Here is a 25,437-nt window from a genome sequence, read left to right as displayed (position 1 = left end):
AACTGCAGGGGCTGAAGGTCGCGAACTCGAAAGAGGTCGTGGCCTTTGGTGTTTGGGCGCCGAACGCAAGTACCTCGACACCCACCGGCATGCCTGAACCGCGGTTTCTGCCGGGGCGGGTAATTTCGCCTGAATGCGGCACGCAATTCTCGCCCTTGTTTTCGTAGTCGCGCTGCTCGCAACGGCGTGTACGTCCACCGTCGAGGGGGCGGCGATCAAAGCCACCGGCGGACCGTCGGGGCCCACGCTGGATTTCGATCGGCTGGACCCGGGTCGGTTCCCGACGACACCGAGGCAACCGCTGGGCGTCGCCGGTGACCCGATGCTGGGTGCGGTGCTCGAGGGCCAGCGGCTCGCCGATTATGTCGTCGGACCGTGGGAAGTCGATTCCGCATTGAAGGACGGATTCGGCTTCGGCGCGGTGGTGCTGCCGCGCGCGGAGGCTCTCGCGCTGATCGGCCCGATGAACCTCGCCGGGGCGGCGGCCCGGCACGACTTCGTCACCGGCTTCGCCACGGTGCGCACCGAGAAGAAGCGCCGGGTGTTGCTCAATGCGGTGCTGCGCTTCGCCGACGACGACGCTGCGGCAGCCGCGGCCACCGACCTGGGCGAGGCGGCGGCGCAGCAGCAAGGTGCCGACGGACCGGCGACACTGGAGATCCCGGGACATCCGGAGGCGCGGGCGACCAGTTACACCGCGAGTGATCGGACGATCGGGTCGTTCGGCGCGGTGCGCTCGTTCACCGCGCACGGCCCGTACGTCTTGATGCAGCAGGCGCAGGCAACCGCCGGCGTCGACGCCGCGGCCAAGCTGGTGGCGAAAAGCATCGAGCTGCAAACGCCGGCGATCGACGACTTCCGCGCCACGGACTTGAGCGAGCTCGCCGACATCTCGATCGATCCCACCGGGCTGCTGGCCCGGACGATCCCGCTCGACGGCCGGGATCTGACGTTCACCAAGAACACGACTTACGAACGGCGCGGCGCCCTGCACTTCCAATCCGACCCCGTGCGCTCGGCGAAGCTGTTCTCCGACACCGGAGTTGACCTCGTCGCGATGGCCGGCTCCAGCGTCTACCGGGCCGAGGACGCCGACGGCGCCGAGGGCGTCGTCGATGAGTTCTTCGCTGAGGTGTCACCGATCGCACAGCCCGCCAACCCGGTGCCGAACATGCCCGGCAGCCGCTGCCTGCGGATGACCGACGAGACCTTCTACTGCCTGGCGACGGCCGACCGGTACGCGATCGAGACGAGCGCTCCGACCCTGCTGGCCACGCAGCAGATGACCGCCGCGCAGTACATCATGTTGATGAGTAGCTGATACGGCATCCCCGTGACGGTGGCCGCTCCCGCGACCTGACAGTATTTCGATCGTGGGCAAGAACGAGCGCGCGAAGATCGTCATGTCCGACGACGAGATCGGCGAATTCATCGAACGCAGCCGCACCGCCACGATGGCGACCGTGCTGCCCGACGGGCGGCCGCACCTGGTCGCGATGTGGTACGCCGTGCTCGACGGCGAGATCTGGTTCGAGACGAAGGCCAAGTCGCAGAAGGCGGTGAACCTGCGTCGCAACCCGACGGTGACCGTGATGATCGAGGACGGCCACACCTACGACACCCTGCGCGGCGTCTCGATCGACGGCCGGGCCGAGATCGTCGATGACCCGGAAACCGCACTGCGCGTTGGCATCAGCGTCTGGGAGCGCTACACCGGACCGTACTCCGATGAGATGCGCCCGTTCGTCGACCAGATGATGAACAACCGGATCTGTGTACGGGTGGCACCGATCCGGACCCGCAGCTGGGACCATCGCAAGCTCGGGATGCCGGCCATGCCGCTGGGCGGCAGCACGGCGCAGTATCTAGGTTGAGCGCATGGACCCGAACAACAAGCCCAAGCAGCTGAACTCGCCCGTCGTCTCCAAGATCATGAAGTACGCGGGCAAGGCGCATGTTTGGGTGTATCGCCGCTCCGGAGGAAAGATCGGCGCGAACTGGCGCGTGGGGGCCGGGTTCAAGAAGCCGGTGCCGACCCTGCTGCTCGAGCACATCGGCCGTAAGTCCGGCAAGCGGCTGGTGTCCCCGCTGGTGTACATCCACGATGGAGATGACGTGATCGTCGTCGCCTCGCAGGGTGGCCGCGACACGGACCCGCAGTGGTACCGCAACCTCGTGGCCAACCCGGAGGCCCACATCGAGATCGGCTCGGAGCGGCGACCGGTGCGCGCGCTGACCGCCACCCCTGAGCAGCGGGCCCGGCTGTGGCCGAAGCTGGTCGAGGCGTACGCCGATTTCGACACCTACCAGTCCTGGGCCGCTCGCGAGATCCCGGTGATCATCCTGCAGCCGCGCTGACGCGATTGCGATCCATCTCACATCGGAGACGTGTTCGTCTGCCCCCACACGCCGGGTAGCCAACGGACCAGGTGCAGCCCAGCGCCGACCCAATCCGTCAACGCTTGAGGGGCTATATCAATGACCACCACCACTGAAACCACACTGCTGACGCAGTTGCGCACGATTCTCGACCTCACCCACACCGAGATCCAGGTCGCCGAAACCCGGATCGCGCAGGCCAGGACTGAGGCGGTCCGGCGCGAGCTGACCGAGAACGCCGAGAACGGACGCATCCGCGCCGAGGCGATCGAGAAGGCGATCCGCGATCTCGGCGGCTTTCCCGACACGATCGGCCCGTTCCTGGGCCGCGCCGCCGCGGCCGTGAAGGCGCTGACCGAGCAGGCGCAACCGTTCGACGAGGCACTGCTGGGGGATCTGGCGCTGGAGGATCAGCTGCTGGACCGCGCCCGCTACATCAAGGCCCTGGCCGTCGCGGCCAAGAAGCCGGATGTTCAAGAGCTGGCCGACCGGCTGATCACCGCGCACTCGGCGACGGTCAACTGGCTGACCACCGTGCTGGCCGAGGACGCGCTCGGTGGTCCGGCGGCGCTGCAGCGCACCCCGCTGCAGGCCGCCGCGGGCACCGCGGTGAGGATCGTCAACCTGCCCGGGCAGTGGTCGGCGCAGTCGGTCGAGCGCATCGCCGAGCTGCTGCGCTCGGCGGGTCCGGCCGTCGACGACCTCCGTCAACGTGCCCAGCGCGCCAGCGAGATCACGCTCAAGGCGCTCGGCGCCTCGCGTGACGGGGCACTGAAGCGAGCCGAGGAGGTCGTCCGCCGTGAGGGCGCCAATGAGGCGGCCGACGCGCTGCACAAGGCACGCGCGGAAGGCGGCGTCGTCGACGCCGAAGAGCTTCCGATCGCCGGGTATGAGGACCTCAACCTCAACGATGCCGTGGCCGCGGTCAAGGACCTCGACGATCCGAGCGACATCCGCACGATCATCGCCTATGAGGAGATGCACAAGAACCGGCAGCGGCTGGTGTCGGCGGCGCAGACGCGCCTGGCCGACATTGCCCAGGAGGTCGTCGGCCTCAGCTGACCGTTGAACCGCACGGAAACACCCCGCGAAGGTCTCGCGGGGTGTTTTCTTGTCTCGCTTGAGTTTTGGCGCTTCGCGGCTGGCGGCTTCAGCGATTCGCCAGCCAGCGCTTGACGTCCCGCGTCACCGGATCGACGATGTCGGCGAACTCCTGGTGCTTGTCGAGGTAGGCGGCCACCATCGGGCACACCGCGACGATGCGTTGCCCGGCGTCGCGGGTGTCTTGCAGCGCCTCGCCGATCAGGATGGTGGCCAAGCCGCGTCCCTCGAACTCGCCGTCCACCTCGGTGTGGGGGAAGATGCGCTGGCCATCGTGGTCGATGAACTCGGTCAGACCCACCCTCTTGCCCTCGACGGAGATGGTGTATCGGTCGGATTCGGCGGTGACTGCGGTGGGCGCGCCGGTCTTGTCGGTCGTCATGGTTCTTCTATACCCCCGGGTTGGGCCGCGGACGCAACGTCACGTTGGGCAGGGGAGGAGCGGGTAGGCGCGCGACCGTCCCGCGGTAACCGTGCACCGCGCCGAACCGGTCATCGCCCGCCTCCCATTGCCTGCGGTATGTCGCGATGTCGTCGTGGTTGCGACCGACGAAGTTCCACCACATCACCAGCTCTTCGGGAAACGGTGGACCACCCAGCAGCAGGAACCGGGCCGGACCCGATCCGGCATTGGCCACGCTCAACCGGTCGTTGCCGGCGCCCTGGAAAGCGAGGTCGGCGACGTTGAGCGCCGCACCGGCGACCGATATCGCGCCGTGGTCGAGCAGCACACCGTGTTCGAAGTCCGGGTTCACCGCCAGCGTCAGGTTCGCGCCGGGGTCCAGGTCGACCTGCGCACCGAGCAGCGGCGTGAATGTGTGCACGGGCGAGTGCTGGCCCGCGAGCTCGCCGAGGAAGACCCGCAGCGTTGCACCGCCGAGCGTGTGGGGCGTCGGCACGAAGTGCGCGAAATCGCGAGCGGTGTCGCGCGCCTCGTCGGGCAGCGCCACCCACAACTGCACACCGTGCAACAGCGTGGCGGCCGACCGGGTGGAGGAGACCGACACCTCGGAGTGAGCGATGCCGGCGCCGGCCGTCATCAGGTTGAGCTCACCGGGCCGCACCATCGCGTGCACGCCCGCGCTGTCGCGATGCTCGACCTCCCCGCTGAACAACCAGCTGACTGTTTGCAGTCCGGTGTGCGGGTGCGGTGGAACGTCCATCCCTCCGCCGGTGCGCACATCGTGCGGACCGTAATGGTCGACGAAGCACCACGCCCCGATCAGCGATCGCTCCCGCTGCGGCAGCGTCCGTCGCACCCTGATGGCCCGCGGCCCGCCCAACGGCACTTCCCGCGGATGCAGGACGCCGGCGAACGGCGATGCCGCGCAGGCGACTTCGGCCGGTGCAGGCTCGGTGTTGCTCACCTGGACACAGTAGGCCTCAACCCCGGCCGATCATCGCCGAACGGATTACCTCCAGGTCATCGTCGTCGATCCTGAACACCCCGAACCGAAACTTGTATCCCCAGTGGGTCTTGTCCTCGATGAACTTCAGCTGCTCGATGAGCGGGCGGATCGGCGTTTCGGCGCAGTCGAGGAAATCGACGTTGCGCCGCCACGGTTCGAAGTCGGGCGACACCCGATCCTGGTAGGGCTCGTCGTCGGCGATCTGTCCGATTGCGGTGAACGCCTGCAGTGGCGGACCGTCGGGATACACCGTGCGCGGGGAATAGAAGACGATCCAGTCCCCGCGCGTCATCTTTCGCAACATGGTCGGCTTGCCGTGGTTTGCCTGCGTGAAGCGGCCACGGACGCCGAGTTCGACGTGGTCGCGGCTCACTGTGTTTATCCAGTTCGTCATGCCCGCACGCTAAGCGCGGCGGCCGACAGTCCGGGCGTGCGAGCGCACGGCCTGTGGATAACTCCCGGGTGGTGGTGATTAGCATCGGACGCCGTGAGTGACGACTCGCTGCGCGACGACCACGCCGAACTGTTGCGGCGCCGCGAGCTCACCGAGGACACGGCCCGGCCCGAGGCCGTCGAGCGCAGGCATGCGGCGAACGCCCGCACCGCGCGGGAGAACATCGCCGACCTCGTCGACGAAGGGTCGTTCGTCGAATACGGCCGCTTCACCATCGCTGCGCAGCGGCATCGCCGCGACCTCGACGACCTGATCGCGCGCACGCCGGCCGACGGCCTGGTCGCAGGCACCGCACGAATCAACGGGCACCTCTTCGGAAATGACCGCAGCGCCTGCGCGGTGCTGTCCTACGACTACACCGTGCTGGCCGGGACGCAGGGCGCGCTGGGCCATCGCAAGAAGGACCGGCTCTTCGAGCTGATCGAGCGGATGCGCCTGCCGACGGTGTTCTTCGCCGAGGGCGGCGGCGGGCGCCCGGGCGACACCGACATCCCGGTCGTCTCGGCGCTCGACGCGCGCGCGTTCAAGCTGTGGGCGGCACTGTCGGGTGTGGTGCCGCGGATCGCTGTCGTCAACGGCCGCTGCTTCGCGGGCAACGCCGTCATCGCCGGGTGCTCGGACCTGATCGTGGCGACGGAGGGCACGTCGATCGGCATGGGCGGTCCGGCGATGATCGCCGGCGGGGGACTCGGCGACGTGCCGCCCGACGAAGTCGGACCGATCAGCATGCAGGCGCCCAACGGCGTGGTCGACGTCGTCGTCGCGGACGAGGCCGAGGCGGTCGCGGTGACCAAACGGTTGCTCGGATATTTCCAGGGCACCACCGGGCCCGCCCAGGCCGCCGACCAAAGTCGTTTGCGCTCAATGGTTCCCGAGCGTGCCCGCCGGGCATATCAGGTAGCGCCGGTGATCGAGACGCTGGCCGACCAGGGGTCGGTGACGTTCCTGCGCACCCGATTCGCTCCGGAAATGGTGACGGCGTTGGCGCGTCTCGACGGTCGCGCGGTCGGCATCATCGCCAACAACACCATCGTGATGGCCGGTGCGATCACCGCCGCGGCGGCCGACAAGGCGGCCCGCTTCCTGCAACTGTGCGACGCGTTCGGGCTGCCGGTCGTCTCGCTGGTCGACTGTCCGGGGTACATGGTGGGACCGGCGGCCGAATCCGAGGCGCTGGTGCGCCGCGCGTCCCGGATGCTCGTGGCGGGCGCCGCGCTGGAGGTTCCGCTGATAGCGGTGATACTGCGCCGCGGATATGGCCTGGGTGCCCAGGCGATGACCGGTGGGAGCCTGCACGAGCCCGTCCTCACGGTGGCCTGGCCGGGTGCTCATCTGGGACCGATGGGGCTGGAGGGCGCGGTCCGGTTGGGCATGCGCAAGGAGCTCGACGCGATCGCCGACGACGCCGAACGCGAGGAACGCGTCCGCCAGGCGACGGCGGTAGCGCAGGAGAATGCCAAGGCGCTCAACGCCGCTCAGCTGTTCGAGATCGACGATGTGATCGATCCGGCGGAAACGCGCGACGTCATCATCAACACGCTGACCGCGGCCACCGCGCACGCACATCGTCGCGCCGGCCGACGGTTTGTCGACACCTGGTAGCCAGACCTGACGGCTGGCGAAGTAGGGGGACGGTGCCGCCTGCGCCTCTCGGCGAGTGGTCGCTCGCAGCGACAGATGTGATTGGGGCCCGGGGCATGCCCGGCACCGTCGCATGAGTCAACCACCCGCTGCGGCGCCTTATTCCGGTACGACAGCGGGTGTCGGCCGCCCGCCGCCGAGCCCCCGATCCGGCGGCGGACGAGCCGACGGTCAGGCAGACTCTGCGTACGCTCGACGCTCACGCACCGGATAACCGTTGCGTTCCGCCAACGACTTCAGCTGCCGTAGAGCAAACGTCCGGCCGCGTCCGGCCTCGGGCACGAAGATTCCCGCCCAGAGGCCCTCGGCGCGCGGCAGTTCGCAGGCTTCGCGGGCGCAGAGCCAACGCCGCGGGCAAGCGCGGCAGATCGCCTTGGCCTCCTCGTCGGCCGACGTGGTCCACCGCTCCGGATCCCGGGTGCAAGCCCCGACGGGGATTTCGTCCCATTCCGAAGTGTTCATCAGTCTCGCTCCTTGTGCGGTGTCGGCGGCGAACCTGCCGCGGTGGTGAAAACGTAGCGCACAAACCGTAGCGATGCAACAGTTCATCCCAATCCAACGGCACTTGTGATGCGCCTAGCAATCGTTAACGCAGGTAGAGTGGAATTCGCTTTGATCGAAAACGTAGCGTTGATGAGGTTTCTGCGACTGCAGAACCACAGCGTCGAGACGTCTTTGCTTCGCCACGCCAAGCCCAAGCCGTAGCACCGGGTGTAACGATGGCTACGATTACGGGGCCGTTCCGCCCCGCCCGCCCATGAGGATCGCCGCGCCATGACCCACCCGGAGTCGATCGACCAATCGATCGAGGCGCCCGATCCCGGCATGGCCCGGGCAGGTGCGGCGGCCGCGGCGCGGCGTCGCGAACTCAACATCAGCCAGCGCAGCCTCGCCGCCGACGGCATCATCAACGCCGGCGCGCTGATCGCGTTCGAGAAGGGCAGGAGTTGGCCGCGGGAGCGCACCCGAGCAAAGCTCGAGGAGGTGCTTCAGTGGCCGCCGGGCGCGATCGCGCGAATCCGCCAAGGCGAACCGGTCGACGGCGACGACCGTACGCCGCCGCCCCCGCCCGCCGACGAGGTGCCGCTGATAGCGCAAGCGGTGATCACGGCCGTGAGCACCTTCGACTCGGCGATCGCGGCGCTGCCCGCGCAGGACGATTTGGAGTTCGGACCGAAGGTGACGAAGATCCTGGCCGACCTGCGCCAGCTGGAGGCCGTCGCCGCACGGGCGACACGAATCAGCAAGGTCACCCCGCCGCTGATCAAGGCGTTGAGCGCGGTCCGGACGCGGTACGACACGCTGATGTTGCGGGCGGCGCGGGGTCCGCAACCGACGCTCGGCCAGCGGCTCTACGCCGCCCGTCGCGGTGCGAACCTGACGATCTCCGAAACCGCGCAAGCCGCTGGGGTGTCCGACGACGACGTGATCCACGTCGAAGCCGAACAGGCGGTGTCCGCGGCGGCCGCCGAGGCGATCGAGGTGCTCGTCCGCGAACTCGCCTGAGAGGGCGACGTCAGTACCGCTCCCGACTGCGGTCGTCGCTGGCCGGAAAGTGCTCGGCCAGCGCGGCGGCGATCTCGAGGAACCGACGCCGCGTCGCCGCGGTCATCTCTGATGTCCCGTTGATGACGCCACCGGGTCGCAGGTGCCCGTCGAACGGCACCTCGATCACCTTCTGGCCCTGCCCCGAAAACTGTTGCGCCAGAATCGAACGCGTTCGCTTGTCGGCGTGCCCGTCCGAGTCGTTGAGGACGATGACCGTGCGCTCGAGCAGCCGCGTCAGCCCCCGCGCGGCCAACCAGTCCAACGTCTGGCCCGCCGCCGCGGCGCCGTCAACCCACGGCGAAGACACCACGATCAATGCGTCCAGGTCGCGGAGGGCCTCCTGGGTGACCGGCGCGTCCATCGTCGAACTGCAGTCGATGATCGAGATCGTGAAGTGGCGGTCCAACCGGGAGGTGGCTTCCCGGTAGATGGCCGGATCGAGCACGCGGCGGCGGGCGGGGGTGGCCTCTCCGGCGAGTACGAACAAGCCGGCGGCGTTGTTGCCCACCCGGCTGCGGACGTCGGCGAAGGTCTCCAGATGCTGGTCGGACGCGAGCTCCCAGTACGAGCCCTGCGCCTTGGGATCGACTCGGCTGCCGAGCTTGCCGAATGCGGTGTCGGCGTCGATGGCGACCACCCGGTCGTCCTGGCGCAGTTCGGCGAACACCGAGCCGATGCTGGCCGAGACCGTCGTCTTGCCGACCCCACCCTTGCCCATCACACCGATCTTGAAGTGGCCCCGCAGCGGCCCCCGGATCGTGGCTTCCATCTCGGCCTGCCGGATCTCGTCCGGACCCGGCCCGAGGTTCACCAGTCCGAAAGTGGCCCGGTACAGAACGAACCGCCAACCCCGGCTGGGCGGAACCCGGCGCGGGGGAACCAGTTCGTCGGCCCTGATCCGCTCGGCATACGAGCCGGTCGTCGGCGGAGTCGTCGGCCGACCGTCCGGACCGTATCCGCCACCCGGCCACTGGCCGGATAACGGCGCCTGCTGCTGCGGCGGCGGGGGAGCCGGCCGCTGAGGTGGGCGAGGCGGCGTCGGCCTGGTGGCCGGCGGCTGACCCCAGGCGGCTGGATCGGGACGGCCGCCGGTGGGCACGGGCCCGGTGTCGCGCGGAGACCCTGGCGGCGGCCCGAACCGGGAGGGCGACTGACGGAAGCTGACACCAGACCGTTCCGGCGCTTGGAATCCCGGTGGAGGTTCCGGCGACGGCGCAGCGCGGGGGAGATCGTCGTCACGGGTTTCATGCGGCTCGGGAGCGGGATAGTCGACGGGCGGCCGCGGCGCCACCGGCGAATGCGGGGGAGTCACCGGATCGGGGTCGGGGTCCGAGGGCTCGTAGTCGGTCTTTTCGGGGCCCGTCCAGCCGAGTTCTTTCCGCAATGCGTCATCGCGGTCGGTCACTGCGATCTCCTCCGGATGTCGGTGCGTCGGCCCCCTCCACAAGTATCAACTACCCAGCCAGGCGGCCTCTCGAGCGTGCCGCATGCTGCCGTGGCCAGGTAACAGCAAACACAGTCGCGGTGGTTGCGGCGACGGTCGAAGCGCTCTTCGAGCCACGGCACCAACAGCGAGAAAGCTCGGAAGCGGCCCCCGGAGAGCCCCACAGCCGCACGTGATGTCGTTGCACGGCCAACGTCGGCCAGACCGACGACAATTTTTGCTGTATCCGGTGTCTATCCTCTCTGACGATGATTTGACGTTCGCCATCAGCGCATCATGGCGGACCTCGGTGCCCTCCGGCGGAGGGCAAAATTGGTGACATGGGCGGCCCTGAAGCGCTGGTACGCTGACGTGCGGCAAAGGGGTTTGCGGACACGAATCACTGCGATGCGGGCGTGAACCGCGGCAAAGAAGCGGCGGACAACGCGTGGTGGATCCGGCCGACGAGCCTCGCGGCGATGGGTTCGCGCACCGAAATCGGTGAAGCGCGGCCCTCCGTTGGCGGTTAGGTTGGTGCGGGTATTCACCCGGGCCGCCGGCCGGGCTGCCAACGACGAGAAGTAAAGGAGCGATGGATCCATGTCCGGCGAAGACCTGTGCGCCACCACCGCCCACCTTTGCGTTCTGGCGGATCGGCCGTGAGCCCCGACGCTACGCACATCGACGACGTCGTCGGCGTCGAGGTCACGATCGACGGCATGCTGGTGATCGCAGACCGGCTCGGGCTGACGGAGTTTCCGACCGCGCTGGGAATCCGGCTCAACATTCCGCAGCCCGATCTGCGTGACCGGGTGTGGGAGCAGGTGGCCCGGGACCTGACCGAGCAGGCTGTGCTCGACGTTTTCGGCCAACCGCACCCCGAGGTGGCGGCCATGGTCGACACCCTGAGTAGGGCCGACCGGACGCTGGAAGCCCGATGGTGGCGGCGCGACGTGGGCGGGAAGATGGTGCGTTTCGTCGTCTGCCGCAAGGGCGATCGGCATGTCGTCGCGGCTCGTGACGGTGACATGTTGGTGCTGCAGCGGATCGCCCCGCAGGTCGGGCTCGCGGGCATGGTGACGACGGTGCTGGGCCCTGCGACGGCGGCCGACGTGGAACCCCTGACGGGCGTCGCCAGCAAATTGGCCGAATGCCGGGAAGCAAACCAGCTCGCGGCCTATGGGCTCGCGCCGACCTCCGCGCGCGCGTATGCCGACATCATCGCCGAGCCCGAGAGCTGGGTGGAGATCACCGCGATCGAACGCCATCCCGGCGGCACCTTCACCCAGGCCGATGTCGCGGCCGGGGTGCTCGATTCGAAGCACGGGCGGATCGTGTCGATTCCGCGACGGGTCAGTGGCGAACTGTACGGAAGCTTCCTGCCGGGGACTACCGAGAATCTGCAGCGGGCGCTCGACGGGCTGATCGAATTCCTGCCCTCGGGCACCTGGTTCGAGCAGACCGCGGACAGTGAGGAAGGCGTCCATGGCGAGTGAGACGCCTCCGGAAGGGTTCGACTCCTTCATTCGCGGCGAGGATCCGACGGACTCGGTCCTTGACGCATTGGCGATCTACTCGCCGGGCGAACCCGTCGAAACCGAAACCACGGACCCCGTCTTCACCGTGACCAACCCGCCGGGCACGGTCGCCGTCAGCACGTTCCTCGACGGCCGGGTCAGCCAGATCGAACTGTCGCCGAAGGCCGCCGAGCTGACTGAAGCCGACCTCGCTGCCGAAGTCGTGGTCATCGCCGGCCTGGCGACCCGAGAGGCGAAGTCGGCCCAGCACGCGATGATGCTCGAGGGAATGCGGGAACAGGGCCACGACGACGCGGCGACCCGCGACTTCCTGACCCGCGATCTTGATCTGCCCAGCCCGGAACAGGCCCGGGCCGAACGCGCACGGGTGTTCGCGACAAGATATGCGGGTGACGATGACTGAGCACCTCGCCAGCCTGTTCGGAAGCGCGGTCGGCATGCTGCCCAGCGCGCCCGCGCGCTCGTTCGAGATCTTCACCGAGATCACCACTCTGGACGAATCCGCCTGCGACGCCTGGGTGGGTCGCATCCGCTGCGGAGACACCGACCGGGTCACCCTTTTTCGGGCCTGGTATTCCCGCGCCAACTTCGGCCAACTCGCCGGCTCCGCCGAAATCTCGATGAACAGCGTGAACGCGCGGGTCCCGATCGGGGGGCAGTTCGGGGACATCACCTACCCGGTCAACTCCCCGTTGGCCATCGCGATGGGTTTCGCGGTGAACGAGGCGTCGGTCGGCAATTACGCCGACGCGATGGAGGCACTCGAGGACCTGCCGTCCGCCGGAGCCGAGCACCTGGTCGCCTGGGTCAAGGCCGTTGTCTACGGTGCGGCCGGGCGCTGGACCGATGTGATCGAGCAGGTTCGCGGGGCAGCGGGCTGGCCCGACAAGTTCCTCGCGGCCGCGGCAGGTGTGGCGCACGGCGTCGCCGCGGCCAACCTCGGGCTGTTCACGGAGGCCGAGCGGCGCCTGACCGAGTCGAACTCCTCGCCCGCAGGAGAAGCATGCGCACCCGCGATCGCGTGGTTTCTGGCGATGACCCGGCGCAGCCAGGGCAACGAAGAGGCCGCGGTGGCGCTGCTGGAATGGCTGCAGGCCACCCATCCGGAGCCGAAAGTCACTGAAGCGCTACGTGATCCGTCGTACCGGCTGACCACGACCACCGCGGAGAAGATCGCCGCTCGCAAAGACCCTTGGGACCCGACGAGCGTGGAGGCCGACACCGCCGGTCGTGACCGGCTACTGGCCGAGGCGCAGGCCGAATTGGAGCGCCAGATCGGGCTGACCCGGGTCAAGGAGCAGATCGAGGCGTACCGCGCCGCAACACAGATGGCCAAGATCCGCGCGGCGCGAGGCATGAAGGTTGCGCAGGCGTCGAAGCACATGATCTTCGCCGGACCGCCCGGCACCGGGAAGACGACGATCGCCCGCGTGGTGGCCAGCATCCTCGCCGGCCTCGGGGTGATCAGCGAGCCGAAACTCGTCGAGTCCTCGCGCAAAGACTTTGTCGCGGAGTACGAAGGGCAGTCGGCGGTCAAGACGAGCCGGACCATCGACCGCGCGATCGGCGGCGTGCTGTTCATCGACGAGGCCTACACCTTGGTGCAGGAACGCGACGGCCGCGCCGACCCGTTCGGCACCGAGGCGCTGGACACGCTGCTGGCCCGGATGGAGAACGACCGCGACCGCCTGGTGGTCATCATCGCCGGCTACAGCGCCGACATCGACCGCCTACTGGAGTCCAACGACGGCCTTCGGTCGCGTTTCGCGACCCGCATCGAGTTCGACTCCTACACCCCCGACGAGATCGTCGAAATCGGCAAAGTCATTGCAAAGGCGAATGATTCGGCGCTGGACGAGGAGGCGGCGAAGCGGGTCCTGGAAGCCGCCACGCTGCTGAGCCAGCGGACGCTGAACGGCAAACCCGCCCTCGACATCGCCGGCAACGGCCGTTACGCCCGCCAGCTCGTCGAGGCGGGTGAACAGAACCGGGACATGCGGCTGGCCCGTTCGCTCGACGTCGACAGCCTCGACGTCGAACAGCTCAGCGAGATCAACGGTGAGGACATGGCCGCCGCCATCGCCGCGGTCCACGGACGTCTGAGCATCGGCGAGTAGGCATGGCGGGTTTCCGGCTCACCACCAAGGTGCAGGTCAGCGGGTGGCGCTTCCTGCTGCGGCGCGTGGAGCACGCGATCGTGCGACGGGACACCCGGATGTTCGACGACCCGCTGCAGTTCTACAGCCGCGCCGTGTCCGCCGGCGTCGTCATCGCGGTACTGATCTGTCTGGGCGCCGCGCTGTTGGCGTACTTCAAGCCGCTCGGAAAGCGCAGCGGCGACACCCTTCTCGTCGACCGCAGCACCAACCAGCTCTATGTCGTGCTCCCGGACAGCGGCCAGTTGCGCCCGGTGTACAACCTGACTTCCGCGCGGCTCGTTCTCGGGAACTCGGGAACACCGTCGGCGGTGAAATCCGATGAGCTCAACCGGATGCCGAAGGGTCAGCCCGTCGGAATACCCGGAGCCCCTTACGCAACACCGGTCGGCAGCGCGAGCTCGATGTGGACGCTGTGTGACACGGTGACCAAACCGGAGAGCGTGGCCCCGATCGTAGAGACCTCGGCCATCGTGCGACCCCTGGTGACCGACGCCTCGGTGGGGCCGATGCGTGCCATGGAGGGCATCTTGGTGACCTACGAGAACGAAAGCTGGTTGGTCACCGAAAGCGGCAGGCACGACATCGATCTCGCCGATCGCGCGATAACGTCGGCGGTCGGGATTCCGGTCACCGCCAAGGCGACGCCGATCTCCGAGGGACTGTTCAACGCGTTGCCCAACGCAGGTCCGTGGCGGCTGCCCGTGATCCCCTCCTCGGGCGCGCCGAATTCGCTTGGCTTACCGCCGAATCTCGTGATCGGCTCGGTGTTCAAGGCGCTCACAGAGGATGGCAACCAACATTTCGTGGTACTCCCCGACGGCGTCGCCCGGATCAACGACACCACCGCCGCGGCTATCCGTGCCACCAACTCGTTCGGTCTCGTCACACCGCCTGCGGTGGAGGCGAGCGTGGTCGCGAGAATCCCCGAGCACGTGTTCGCCTCACCGTTGCCCGCCGAGCCGCTGAACATTCTGTTGCGTGGGGACGCCCCCACGCTGTGCTGGTCCTGGCGGCGCGAACCGGGTGATCAGGCGCCGAAGACGACGGTGATCGCCGGCCGCCACCTGCCGATCCCGGCGTCGGCGATGAACACCGGGATCAAGCAGATCGGCGGCGACGCAACGGTTTACATCGAGGGTGGGCAGTACATCCGGTTGCAGTCGCCCGATCCGCGGTACGGCGAGAGCCTGTATTACGTCGACCCGCAGGGCGTGCGCTACGGGCTACCCAACGAGGACACCGGGAACGTGCTCGGGCTCAGCGGGCCGGTGACCGCACCGTGGCAGGTGGTCGGCCTTCTCGTTGACGGACCGGTGCTGTCGAGGGAGGCGGCCCTCGTCGAACACGACACCCTGCCGCCAGACCCCAACCCGCGCAAGGTCGGCGACGGCACCGCAGGTGCGGCGCAGCCGGCCACGTCCCAGACCGGAGGCGGCGGATGACGACAAAGAAATTCACCCCGATCATCAAGCGGGGACCGCGGCTGACGCCGGGTGAAGTCAACGTCGCGCCGCCCGACGACCTCGGTGTCGAGATCCCGCCGTCGGGCATTCAGAAGGCGCTGCCCTGGGTGATGGGCGGCGGCATGCTCGGAATGATCGCGATCATGATCTTCACCGGCATTCGGCAGCTTTCGCCATACATGCTGATGATGCCGCTGATGATGATCATGGCCACGGTCGGGTTCATGGCGGGTGGTGGGCCCGGCGGCAAGCGGGTGCCCGAAATCAACGCCGACCGTAAGGAGTACCTGCGCTATCTGTCCGGGCTGCGTACCCGGGTCACGTCGTCGGCAGCGGCGCAGGTGACGTTCTTCAACTATCACGCGCCACACCCGGCGGACCTGTTGTCGATCATCGGCACGAACCGGCAGTGGTCCCGGCAGACCAACGCCGACTTCTACACCGCCACCCGGGTGGGGCTGGGCGCCGAACCCGCGGTCGACCGGCTGCTCAAGCCGGCCGTCGGTGGCGAGCTGGCGGGCCCGCAGGGAGCGCCGCAGCCGCACCTGGAGCCGGTGAGTCACATGTGGGTGACGAAGTTCCTTCGCACGCACGGACTGATCCACGATTGCCCGAAGCTGTTGCAGCTACGGACTTTTCCCACCATTGCCGTCGGCGGCGATCCCGCGGGCGCCGCGGGCTTGCTGACCGCCATGATCTGCCACCTCGCGGTCTTCCATCCGCCAGACCTGCTGCAGATGCGGGTGCTCACCGACAACCCCGAGGACCCGAACTGGGCGTGGCTCAAGTGGTTGCCGCATGTGCAGCATCAGACCGACACCGACGCGGCGGGTCCGACCCGGATGATCTTCACCCGTCCCGACGGTCTGAGCGACCTCACCGCCCGCGGTCCCCACACCGCGGACGCGGCGCCGAGCGGACCCTACGTCGTCGTCTTCGACCTCACCGGCGGCAAGGCCGGTTTCCCGGTCGACGGTCGGGCCGGCGTCACGGTGATCACGCTCGGCAACCATCGCGGCTCGGCGTACCGGATCCGGGTCGCCACTGACGGCACCGCCGACGATCGGCTGCCCAACCAGACGTTCAGGCTGATCACCTCCGCGGTCGACCACATGACACCCGGACAGGCCGGTCGCGTCGCGCGGAAACTGGCCGGCTGGTCGATCACCGGCACGATCATCGACAAGAGCGTGCGGGTGCAGAAGAAGGTCGCCACCGAATGGCATCAACTGGTCGGGGCGCAGACGATCGAGGAAGTCACCCCGGCGCGGTGGCGGATGTTCAGCGACACCGACCGCGACCGGTTGCGGATCCCGTTCGGTCACGAGCTCAAGACCGGCGACATCATGCACCTGGACATCAAGGAGGGCGCGGAGTTCGGTGCCGGTCCGCACGGGATGTTGATCGGCACAACGGGTTCCGGTAAATCCGAGTTTCTCCGGACGTTGATCCTGTCGCTGGCCGCCACGCACCATCCGGATCAGGTCAACCTCCTGCTCACCGACTTCAAGGGCGGCTCGACGTTCCTCGGCATGGAGAAACTGCCGCACACCGCGGCGGTGGTCACCAACATGGAGGAGGAGGCAGAACTGGTCAGCCGCATGGGCGAGGTGCTGTCCGGCGAACTGGACCGACGGCAGTCGATCCTGCGGCAGGCGGGAATGCAGGTCGGCGCGGCCGGTGCGCTGTCCGGTGTGGCCGAGTACGAGAAGCACCGGGAACGCGGGGCCGACCTCCCGCCGCTGCCAACACTTTTCGTGGTGGTCGACGAATTCGCCGAGCTGTTGCAGAACCACCCGGACTTCATCGGTTTGTTCGACCGCATCTGCCGCGTCGGCCGGTCGCTGCGCGTACACCTGCTGCTCGCGACGCAGTCGCTGAACACCGGCGGGGTGCGTATCGACAAGCTCGAGCCCAACCTCACCTACCGGATCGCATTGCGCACCACCAGTTCCGCCGAATCCAAGGCGGTGATCGGAACACCGGAGGCGCAGTACATCACCAACAAGGAAAGCGGCGTCGGGTTCCTGCGCGTCGGCATGGAGGACCCGGTCAAGTTCCAGGCCGTCTACACCGGTGTGCCCTATGCGCCGACGGCTGCACAACACGACGACGGCGAATCCAAGCCGCGGACCAACGGTCAGAGGCGCCCGCAGATCCGTCCGTTCACCGCGGCGCCGATCCTCGACGCGACGGCGGTGACATCGTGAGCGTCCAATCCGAGCAGCGCGTGCTACGCGAGGTGGTCCTCGACCAGCTGACCACCGGCGAGACCCGGGCCTATCGAATGTGGTTGCCGCCGTTGGCCGATCCCACTCCGGTCAACGAGTTGATCGCGAACGACCACCAGCGCCAGCCGCTGCGCTTCGGGCTCGGCATCATGGACGAGCCGCGCCGGCACCGCCAGGAGGTGTGGGGCATCGACGTGTCGGCGGCCGGCGGCAACATCGCCGTCGGCGGGGCGCCGCAGACCGGTAAGTCCACCTTCCTACAGACGCTCGTGCTTTCGGCTTCCGCATCGCACACCCCGCGACAGGTCCAGTTCTACTGCATCGACCTCGGCGGCGGCGGCCTGTTGTACCTAGAGGACCTGCCGCACGTCGGTGGCGTCGCGACCCGGTCGGAGCCCGACCGCGTCAACCGCGTCGTCGCCGAGATGAAAGCCGTTCTGCGCCAGCGGGAAGCGCTGTTCAAGCAGTACCGTGTCGGCTCGATGGCCGCGTACCGCGAGCTGCGTGAGGACGTCAATCATCCGCTGGCGGCCGATCCATTCGGCGACGTGTTTCTCGTGATCGACGGCTGGCCGGCCTTCGTGGCGGAATTTCCCGATCTCGAGTCGGTCGTGCAGGACCTCGCCGGGCAGGGCCTGCAATTCGGTGTGCACACCGTGATCTCGACGCCGCGGTGGACCGAGCTCAAGTCACGCGTGCGCGACTACCTCGGCACCAAGGTCGAGTTCCGGCTCGGCGACGTGAACGAGACCCAGATCGACCGCATCACAAGGGAGATCCCGGCCAACCGGCCCGGTCGGGCGGTCTCGATGGAGAAACATCATCTGATGATGGGCGTACCACGGCTCGACGGCGTGCACAGCGCGGACAACCTTGTCGCCGCGATGTCGGAGGCGGTCGCGGCGATCACCGCCCGTCACACCGATCAGGCGCCGAAGGTTCGTGTCCTGCCCGACCGCATCTACCTGCACGACCTTGATCCGAACCCGCCCGGCCCGGACGCCGACTACCGGACCCGGTGGACGATCCCGCTCGGCCTTCGCGAATCCGACATGGGCGTCGCCTACAACCACATGTACCTGACCCCGCACCAGTTGATCTTCGGGGCGCCCAAGTCGGGCAAGACGCGCATCGCGCACGCGGTGGCGCAGGCCATCTGTGCGCGCAACAGCCCGGATCAGGTGCGGTTCATGCTTGCCGACTACCGATCCGGTCTGCTCGACGCGGTGCCGCAAAGCCATCTGCTCAAGGCGGGCGCGGTCAACCGGAACCAGTCGACGCTGGAGGTATCGATCCAGGCGTTGGCCGGCAACCTGCGGAAGCGGCTGCCGCCGCCGGACCTCACCACCGCGCAATTACGGTCCCGGTCTTGGTGGAGTGGGCCCGACATCGTGCTGTTGGTGGACGACTGGCACATGATCGTCGCCGCGGCAGGCTTGGCGCCGCCGATGGCCCCGTTGTTCCCGCTGTTGCCTGCGGCCGCCGACATCGGTCTGCACCTCATCGTGACGTGTCAGATAAGTCAGGCGCACCGCGCCACCATGGACAAGTTTGTCGGTGCCGCATACGGGGCGGGGACGCCCACCATGTTCTTGTCCGGTGAGAAGAACGATTTTCCGTCACGGGAGATCATCGTTAAGAAGCGGCCTCCTGGCCAGGCGTTTCTCGTCACTCCCGACGGCAAAGAGGTGATCCAGGCGGCCTACGTGGATCAACCGGAAGAAGAAGTGTCGGCAGCACCCCTCAGACCCGGTTAGGATATACCGAGACGCCACAGCAAACATCGAGGTTAGGCGCCAGCAAACGGGACCGGGGGAAGATTCCTCAGCCGTCGGCAATCGCTGTTTGCTCTTGTACAAATCAATATCTAGTGCATTCAAAACACACCAGGAGATACCGCAAATGCAACCCATGACGCATAACCCCGCGGCCGTCGCAATCGGTGCCCAGGTAGTTGCAAATGGCACCCGCGGTTTGGCCGCCGGCACGACGGCTTCGGCAGCGGTGACCGCCCTAGTTCCCGCGGGAGCCGAGGAAGTCTCCGCCCTGGCAGCGGCGGCGTTCGCCAGCGAAGGTGTCGAAACGCTGTTGCAGAACACGTTCGCCCAGGAAGAGTTGGCCCGGGCTGGCGCTGCGTACATCGAGGCCGCGGGCACATATGCCGCGGTCGACGGCGCCAACGCTGCCACCTTCTGACCAAATCGTCCGTTCAAGGACAGGTCGAGGAAGCCAAGAAGATGTACTCGTGGCATGGAATGCCGCCAGAGATCAACACCGCGCGGCTGATGGCGGGCGCCGGTCCGGCGCCGATGCTGCAGGCTGCCGCTGGGTGGGAGGCTTTCGCGATTTCGCTGGAAACACAGGCCGACGAATTGGCTGCAAGCCTGGCCAACCTGGCGTCAATGTGGACGGGTGCAGCAAGCGAGCGTGCCGTTGCTGCAACCATGCCGATGATTGTCTGGCTAAGGACAGTGAGTGCTCAGGCGCAAAAGCGGGCGTTGCAGGCGACGGCACAGGCGAACTCTTACAGCCTCGCGATGGCCACCACGCCTCCTCTCATGGAGATCGTGGCGAACCACGTCACCCGCGCCGTCCTGCATGCCACGAACTTCCTGGGAGTCAATACCGTCCCGATCGGAATCAACGAGTTCGACTACTTCGTCCGGATGTGGAATCAGGCGGCCGGGGCAATGGACGTCTACCAGGCAGAGACGGCGCTGAACATCATGTTCGAGCCGATCATGCCGATGAAACCGATCGTCATCCCGGGCGTAGGTGAGGCGGGCGCCGCCAGCGCGATCGGGCAGGTGGCAGGCAGGGCCGTCGCGGGTGCTGCACGCAACGCGGTGATCGCCAAGGTCAGCGCGTGGGGCAAGGTCGAGACGGCGCGCCTGTCGGCCGGGAGCGCGGTTGCAAACGCCGACTCGGCCGCTCAGCGTGCGCAGGGTCAGGTCCAGAAGACGGAGAACGCCGCCCAACAGGCGGGCCGGCAACAGACGATGCAGCAGGGCATGCAACAAGGCATGCAGATGGGCATGCAGATGGCGTCGCAATTGGGCTCGACCCTTGGTCAGCTCCCGCAGCAGGGCATGCAGATGGTCAGTCAGCCCATGCAGCAGCTGACGCAGCCGTTGCAGCAGGTGACTTCAATGTTCAGTCAGCTGGGCAGCGTAGGAAGCGACAAGGCACAGATCGGCCTGATCGGAGCCAGCCCCTTCTCCAACCACCCGTTGGCGGGCGGATCCGGCGCGGCCTCGGGGGCGGGCCTGGTGCGCGCGGCTTCTCTCCCCGGCGCGGGCGGCATCGGAGCCCAGACACCACTGATGGCGAATCTGATCGGCGAGACGAAGCCTGTCGCGGTGGCACCGGGCGCTGCAGCGGGCGGAAGCGCAGCGGGGTTGGCACCCGTCGGCGCGGGCGGCATGGGCCCGATGGGAGCGATGGGCCAGCGCGGCACCAGTGGCGGTAGCAAGCAGGGTCTCAACGCGCCGCGCGTGTTGCCGCAAGACCTCGGTGAAGACGAGGGCGACGACTGGTAACCAAAAGACTTCCTGGCCACTCGGTCAGGAGCGACACTCGCCATTCTCGTGGTGAGGACACAAGAAGAAGAGAAGGAAGCAAATCATGTCAAATCCAGCAGGAATGGAAACAGACGCTGCTGTCCTCGCCCAAGAGGCCGGCAACTTTGAGCGAATCGCGGCTGAGCTCAAGACCGTGATGGGCCAGGTCGAAGCCACCGCGGGTGCCCTCAAAGCGAACCTCGACTCACCGGAGGCAGGTGTTGCCGCCCAGGCCGCGCTGACGCGGTACCACGAGGCGCAGAACCAGCAAACGACTCTGTTGGACGAGATCAGCATAAACATCCACCAGTCAGGCGTCGAGTACACCTCGACTGACTCGGACCAGGCCGCCAACCTCCAGAGCACCATGGCCAACATGGACATCAACCACTAGGCCCCTCAACCACAGCAACTACCAGGAAAGGAAATAACGATGAGCGGACCAATGAGATACAACTTCGGTGGAATCGAAGGCGACGCAGGCGAACTCGCGGGGGCTGTCGCTCAGGTGCAAGGACTGCTCGCTGAGGGCAAGGGGTCGCTCACGGCGCTTCAGTCCGTGTGGGGCGGCAGCGGTTCCGACGCTTACCAGCAGTTGCAGATGCGCTGGGACGCCTCTTCTGAGGAGTTGAATGACGCGCTCAAGAATCTGGGCCTGGCTGTTAGTGAGGCCGGACATACGATGGCTCACGCGGACTCCACCATCGCTGGCCGTTTCGGCGGCTAGCAGGGCGACCACGTAGACGGGCGAATGGGCCCTCAGCTAGGCGATCGGCCTATTCGCCCGTCTCGTGCACAATTACCCAAATCGATTGTTCGAGAGGTACCCATGTCGGCCGACTATGACCGGCTCTTCCATTCCGCGGATGCCGCGACCACGACCGAAGAGGACACCGTGACGGTGGACCGCGAGATCGTCGCGGCCGCCGACGGCAAGCCCACGCCCAGCGGGCCGGCGCACGCCGAGGCGCTACCGCCCATGCCCACCGGCCAGGGCCACAGCGAGCTGACATCGCCCACGATGCCTGTCGGCCAAACCAAGGCTGCGCCGGCGCCCCCGCCCGGGCAGACCGAGGTCACCACGCAGATGCCGCCCGCGCGTTCAACAGCGCCGCCGCTTCCGGCGAACGGGATGATGCGCACGCCGCAGGCCCACAACATGCCCGCCGGTGCTCGATACGAACAGCCCCGGCCGTCGCCGGCGCCGGCACCGCGGCACGCGCCTTCCCCCGCCCCGAGCCAGCACTTCGCCGAAGTGCAGGCCGACAAGAACGGCGCCTTCGGCAGCGCCGCGCCGGCACAGACATCGGCGGCCACGATCGGCAATCACCGCGCGATCGACGCCCTGTCCCACGTCGGGGTCAAGTCCGCGGTGAAGATGCCGTCGCAGCGGGGCTGGCGGCATCTGCTGTACGTGCTGACCCGGATCAACCTCGGGCTGTCGCCCGATGAGCTCTACGAGATGGAGCTGCACACCCGGATCCGCCGCAACGCCCGCGACTCCTACCAGATCGGCATCTTCGGCCTCAAGGGCGGCGTCGGCAAGACCGCCGTCACCGTGGCACTCGGATCAGCGCTGAGCAAGGTGCGCGGCGATCGGATCCTGGCCATCGACGCCGATCCCGACGGCGGCAATCTCGGCGACCGGGCGGGACGCCAGTCCGCCGCCACCGTCGCCGATCTGCTTGCCGACAAGGAACTGGCCCGCTACAACGACATTCGCGCATACACGAGCATGAACGCCGCCAACCTCGAAGTGCTCTCGAGCGAGGACTACAGCGGGGCACGCCGCGAATTCAACGACGAGGACTGGAAGGGCGTGACGGGCATCGTGTCGCGCTACTACAACCTCGTGCTCGCCGACTGCGGGGCCGGACTGTTCCAGCCCGCGGCCCGTGGTGTCCTGTCCACGGTGTCGGGTCTGGTCATTGTCGCCAGTGCGTCAATCGACGGTGCACGACAAGCGGCGATGACCATGGATTGGTTGCGCCAGAACGGATATCAGGATCTGCTCGGCCGTTCGTGCGTGGTGATCAACCACGTCGTCCCGGGCAAGCCGAACATCGACGTCGAAGATCTGGTCGCGCAGTTCGAGCGCCATGTCCCGCCGGGCCGGGTCATCGTCCTGCCGTTCGACAAGCACATCGCTGCGGGCACCGAGATCCAACTCGACCTGTTGGGCAAGACGTTCCGGCGCCGGGTCGTCGAGTTGGCTGCCGCGCTGTCCGACGACTTCGACAGGCTCGAACGGCGTTGACCTCCACCGCCGCAGCAGCATCCACGTCGAGCGTCACGCCCGGCCGGCCGTCGACCACGCGGGTCACGATCCTCACCGGCAGGCGGATGACCGATTTGGTGCTGCCCGCGGCGGCGCCGATCGAGACCTACATCGATGAGACGGTCTCGGTGCTGGCCGAACTTCTCGAAGACACACCGAAAGACGTACTGGCCGGGTTTGATTTCTCGGCGCAGGGCGTGTGGGCGTTCGCCAGGCCCGGTGCCCCGCCGCTGAAATTCAACGAGTCCTTGGACGACGCAGGGGTCGTCGACGGGTCGCTGCTGACCCTGGTCTCGGTGAGCCGCACCGAGCGGTACCGCCCCCTTGTCGAGGATGTCATCGACGCCATCGCAGTGCTCGACGAGTCGCCGGAGTTCGACCGGACCGCGCTGAATCGCTTTGTCGGCGTTGCTATCCCGCTGGTGGCGCTCGTCGTGACGGTGATGGCGCTGGTGGCGTGGACGCGGGCAGGCCACGACTGGTGGTGGTCCGCGGCCCTTGGCGTGCTGGGTTTGGGTCTGCTCGTCGGCAGCGCGCTGGCTACCAACCGCTACCAGAACCTCGACATGTCGGAATGCCTGCTGGCGGCGTCGATACCGACGCTCGCCGGTGCGGTTGCGCTGGCCGTACCGTTACCCCGCGGGGTCGATTCGCTTGGGGCACCGCAGATCGCGGGAGCGGCCGCCGTTGTGCTGCTGTTGACGTTGGCAACGCGCGGCGGACCTCGCCGGCGAGCGGAGTTCGCCTCCTTCACTGCGGTCACAGCGGTCGCGGCGACGGCCGCGGCGATCGCCTACGGCTACGGATGGCAGTACTGGGTGCCGACGGGTGCGATCGCGTTCGGCCTCATCGTCGTCACCAACGCGGCGAAGCTCACGGTCGCTGTGGCCCGGATCGCGCTGCCGCCCATTCCGGCGCCGGGCGAGACGGTTTCCAACGACGAACTGCTGGATCCGGTGACAACCTCTGGGACGGATGAGGAGTCACCGACCTGGCAAGCCATCATCGCCTCCGTACCGGATTCCGCGGCGCGCCTGCACGAGCGCAGCCAGTTGGCCAAGCGCCTGCTGATCGGGTTCGTCACGGCCGGAGTGCTAGTGTTGTCCGTCGGCGCCATCGCCGTTGTGGTGCAGGGACATTTCTTCGTGCACAGCATGATCGTGGCGGGTCTCGTCACCGCGATCTGCGCCTTCCGTTCTCGGCTTTACGCCGAGCGTTGGTGTGCGTGGGCGCTCCTGGGCTCGGTCGTCCTCATTCCGACCGGCGTGATGATCCGGCTCTGTCTCTGGTACCCGGACTCGGCGTGGCTGGTGCTGGCGGGCTACGTCGCCGCCGCGATCATCGCGCTGATCGTCGTCGGGGCAACCGCGGGGGTGCGCCGGGTCTCACCGGTGACCAAGCGCATCCTCGAACTGCTCGACGGTGCCGCCATCGCCGCCGTGATCCCGATGCTGCTGTGGATCGCCAGCGTCTACGACCTCTTGCGCAACTTGCGCTTCTAGGTTTCTCGTGCGTCTCGTGTTCGGTTGCCTGGTCGCATGTTTGGTGTGCTCGGCGTGCGGAAATGTCGTCGACGGCAGTGCCCATCCGGCCGCCGACCTGGGCACCTCAACAGCGACCACCACGTCAGCTGGGCCTGTGGTGATACCTGCGACGGGGGTTGAAGCCAATCTGCTCAAGCGCAGCGAGCTGGAAGCCATCGTGGGCGACACCGACATGACTGAGGTCGAGTCCTACACCGGTCCCGACACCACGACCCAAGGGTTCGAGCCTCGCGAATGTCTGAACCGCGCGGGGGTCGCCACCGCCCTGGGATACGTCGGCGAAGAGGACCAGGCGATTGTCGGCAACACGAACCAGGGCGCCAACGGGCGAATCGCCGCACAGGTCATCAGTGTGTGGGAGAACCACCACGAGCCTCGCAACCTCCTCGCCTCGACTGCACGGGGATGGGCACTTTGCCGCGACGGTCAGCCATTCACCGTTGTGGCCCCATACGGCGAGCGCGGCCAGTACTGGGTGGCCGGACAGATCAGCACCATGGGTGAATCCCGGGTCAGCACAGTCATTGAGCGTCAGGAGCCACCAGGTTGGACTTGTCACCACCTCGTCGCGATTCAGGCCAACATCGCAGTGGAGACTGCGGCCTGCGGTGAGGGTGATACCGCGGCACAGGCCAGTGAGATCGCCGACCGCATCCTGGCGCGGTTTCCGCGCTGATCGAGTCGTACCCCGAGTCGCCAAGAACCTCGA

At 67.4% G+C, this 25,437-nt stretch carries 24 protein-coding genes; 19 read left to right on the top strand and 5 right to left on the bottom strand.

The window, feature by feature from the left end; all coding sequences use genetic code 11:
• Positions 1-133: 133 nt before the first annotated feature.
• The 4 genes from AU187_RS01610 (at position 134) to AU187_RS01595 (ending at position 3,441) form a co-directional block, all read left to right on the top strand.
• On the top strand, positions 134-1,321 hold the full coding sequence (locus tag AU187_RS01610) for a DUF7373 family lipoprotein (protein ID WP_059100558.1): 1,188 nt from the start codon (positions 134-136) through the stop codon (positions 1,319-1,321).
• 52 nt (positions 1,322-1,373) lie between these two features.
• Positions 1,374-1,874, top strand: coding sequence for a pyridoxamine 5'-phosphate oxidase family protein (locus AU187_RS01605; protein ID WP_059100559.1), 501 nt, complete (start codon positions 1,374-1,376; stop codon positions 1,872-1,874).
• A gap of 4 nt (positions 1,875-1,878) precedes the next feature.
• Positions 1,879-2,358, top strand: a complete 480-nt coding sequence (locus tag AU187_RS01600; RefSeq protein WP_059100560.1) for a nitroreductase family deazaflavin-dependent oxidoreductase — start codon at positions 1,879-1,881, stop codon at positions 2,356-2,358.
• Between the two features lie 120 nt (positions 2,359-2,478).
• Positions 2,479-3,441, top strand: a complete 963-nt coding sequence (locus AU187_RS01595) for a hypothetical protein (RefSeq protein ID WP_059100561.1) — start codon at positions 2,479-2,481, stop codon at positions 3,439-3,441.
• Between the two features lie 88 nt (positions 3,442-3,529).
• Here AU187_RS01595 and AU187_RS01590 read toward each other — a convergent pair whose 3' ends face one another.
• The 3 genes from AU187_RS01590 to AU187_RS01580 are packed head-to-tail and all read right to left on the bottom strand — an operon-like array spanning position 3,530 to position 5,283.
• Positions 3,530-3,862 (bottom strand): GNAT family N-acetyltransferase, encoded by a 333-nt coding sequence (locus tag AU187_RS01590; protein ID WP_059100562.1) that lies wholly within the window; start codon positions 3,860-3,862, stop codon positions 3,530-3,532.
• Positions 3,863-3,869: 7 nt separating this feature from the next.
• On the bottom strand, positions 3,870-4,847 hold the full coding sequence (locus AU187_RS01585; protein ID WP_059100563.1) for a pirin family protein: 978 nt from the start codon (positions 4,845-4,847) through the stop codon (positions 3,870-3,872).
• 16 nt (positions 4,848-4,863) lie between these two features.
• Positions 4,864-5,283: an EVE domain-containing protein gene (locus AU187_RS01580; RefSeq protein WP_059100564.1), complete on the bottom strand. Its 420-nt coding sequence runs from the start codon at positions 5,281-5,283 to the stop codon at positions 4,864-4,866.
• Positions 5,284-5,376: 93 nt separating this feature from the next.
• Here AU187_RS01580 and AU187_RS01575 point away from each other — a divergent pair, with 93 nt between their 5' ends.
• A complete protein-coding gene (locus AU187_RS01575; RefSeq protein WP_059100565.1) occupies positions 5,377-6,945 on the top strand; it encodes an acyl-CoA carboxylase subunit beta in 1,569 nt (522 codons plus the stop codon).
• 210 nt (positions 6,946-7,155) lie between these two features.
• On the opposite strand, the gene AU187_RS01570 is transcribed toward AU187_RS01575, so the two are convergent.
• Positions 7,156-7,446, bottom strand: coding sequence for a WhiB family transcriptional regulator (locus AU187_RS01570; protein ID WP_059100566.1), 291 nt, complete (start codon positions 7,444-7,446; stop codon positions 7,156-7,158).
• Positions 7,447-7,758: 312 nt separating this feature from the next.
• Between AU187_RS01570 and AU187_RS01565 the strand changes: the two genes are divergently transcribed.
• Positions 7,759-8,490, top strand: coding sequence for a hypothetical protein (locus tag AU187_RS01565; RefSeq protein WP_059100567.1), 732 nt, complete (start codon positions 7,759-7,761; stop codon positions 8,488-8,490).
• A 10-nt stretch (positions 8,491-8,500) separates the two neighbouring features.
• Here AU187_RS01565 and AU187_RS01560 read toward each other — a convergent pair whose 3' ends face one another.
• Complete coding sequence (locus AU187_RS01560; protein WP_059100568.1) at positions 8,501-9,937, bottom strand: MinD/ParA family ATP-binding protein; 1,437 nt, start codon at positions 9,935-9,937, stop codon at positions 8,501-8,503.
• A gap of 737 nt (positions 9,938-10,674) precedes the next feature.
• Here AU187_RS01560 and AU187_RS01555 point away from each other — a divergent pair.
• The 13 genes from AU187_RS01555 to AU187_RS01495 all read left to right on the top strand — a co-directional run bounded on the left by AU187_RS01555 (position 10,675) and on the right by AU187_RS01495 (position 25,404).
• On the top strand, positions 10,675-11,451 hold the full coding sequence (locus AU187_RS01555; RefSeq protein ID WP_172800139.1) for an ESX secretion-associated protein EspG: 777 nt from the start codon (positions 10,675-10,677) through the stop codon (positions 11,449-11,451).
• Complete coding sequence (locus AU187_RS01550; RefSeq protein WP_082683686.1) at positions 11,441-11,896, top strand: secretion protein EspD; 456 nt, start codon at positions 11,441-11,443, stop codon at positions 11,894-11,896. The genes AU187_RS01555 and AU187_RS01550 overlap by 11 nt, the downstream gene beginning before the upstream one ends.
• Positions 11,889-13,610: a type VII secretion AAA-ATPase EccA gene (gene eccA / locus AU187_RS01545; protein WP_059100778.1), complete on the top strand. Its 1,722-nt coding sequence runs from the start codon at positions 11,889-11,891 to the stop codon at positions 13,608-13,610. The genes AU187_RS01550 and eccA overlap by 8 nt, the downstream gene beginning before the upstream one ends.
• A gap of 2 nt (positions 13,611-13,612) precedes the next feature.
• On the top strand, positions 13,613-15,094 hold the full coding sequence (gene eccB / locus AU187_RS01540; protein WP_059100570.1) for a type VII secretion protein EccB: 1,482 nt from the start codon (positions 13,613-13,615) through the stop codon (positions 15,092-15,094).
• Complete coding sequence (gene eccCa, locus AU187_RS01535; protein ID WP_059100571.1) at positions 15,091-17,325, top strand: type VII secretion protein EccCa; 2,235 nt, start codon at positions 15,091-15,093, stop codon at positions 17,323-17,325. Before eccB ends, eccCa begins: the two co-directional genes overlap by 4 nt.
• On the top strand, positions 17,322-19,103 hold the full coding sequence (eccCb, locus tag AU187_RS01530; RefSeq protein WP_059100572.1) for a type VII secretion protein EccCb: 1,782 nt from the start codon (positions 17,322-17,324) through the stop codon (positions 19,101-19,103). The genes eccCa and eccCb overlap by 4 nt, the downstream gene beginning before the upstream one ends.
• Before the next feature lie 145 nt (positions 19,104-19,248).
• Positions 19,249-19,542 (top strand): PE family protein, encoded by a 294-nt coding sequence (locus AU187_RS01525; RefSeq protein WP_059100573.1) that lies wholly within the window; start codon positions 19,249-19,251, stop codon positions 19,540-19,542.
• 41 nt (positions 19,543-19,583) lie between these two features.
• Positions 19,584-20,885, top strand: a complete 1,302-nt coding sequence (locus AU187_RS01520) for a PPE family protein (protein ID WP_286131838.1) — start codon at positions 19,584-19,586, stop codon at positions 20,883-20,885.
• 85 nt (positions 20,886-20,970) lie between these two features.
• A complete protein-coding gene (locus AU187_RS01515) occupies positions 20,971-21,300 on the top strand; it encodes a WXG100 family type VII secretion target (RefSeq protein ID WP_231740367.1) in 330 nt (109 codons plus the stop codon).
• Between the two features lie 39 nt (positions 21,301-21,339).
• Positions 21,340-21,633: a WXG100 family type VII secretion target gene (locus tag AU187_RS01510; RefSeq protein ID WP_059100576.1), complete on the top strand. Its 294-nt coding sequence runs from the start codon at positions 21,340-21,342 to the stop codon at positions 21,631-21,633.
• A 102-nt stretch (positions 21,634-21,735) separates the two neighbouring features.
• On the top strand, positions 21,736-23,163 hold the full coding sequence (locus tag AU187_RS01505) for a MinD/ParA family ATP-binding protein (RefSeq protein ID WP_059100577.1): 1,428 nt from the start codon (positions 21,736-21,738) through the stop codon (positions 23,161-23,163).
• On the top strand, positions 23,160-24,686 hold the full coding sequence (eccD, locus tag AU187_RS01500) for a type VII secretion integral membrane protein EccD (protein ID WP_059100578.1): 1,527 nt from the start codon (positions 23,160-23,162) through the stop codon (positions 24,684-24,686). The genes AU187_RS01505 and eccD overlap by 4 nt, the downstream gene beginning before the upstream one ends.
• A gap of 7 nt (positions 24,687-24,693) precedes the next feature.
• The gene (locus tag AU187_RS01495) at positions 24,694-25,404 is read left to right on the top strand and encodes a sensor domain-containing protein (RefSeq protein ID WP_059100579.1); all 711 of its coding nucleotides are present in this window, start codon (positions 24,694-24,696) and stop codon (positions 25,402-25,404) included.
• Positions 25,405-25,437 lie beyond the last annotated feature (33 nt).

Origin of the sequence: Mycobacterium sp. IS-1556 (assembly GCF_001499985.1) — a bacterium.
In the GTDB taxonomy this organism is placed as follows: Bacteria; Actinomycetota; Actinomycetes; order Mycobacteriales; family Mycobacteriaceae; genus Mycobacterium.
This window is presented reverse-complemented; position numbering and strand designations above follow the sequence as displayed.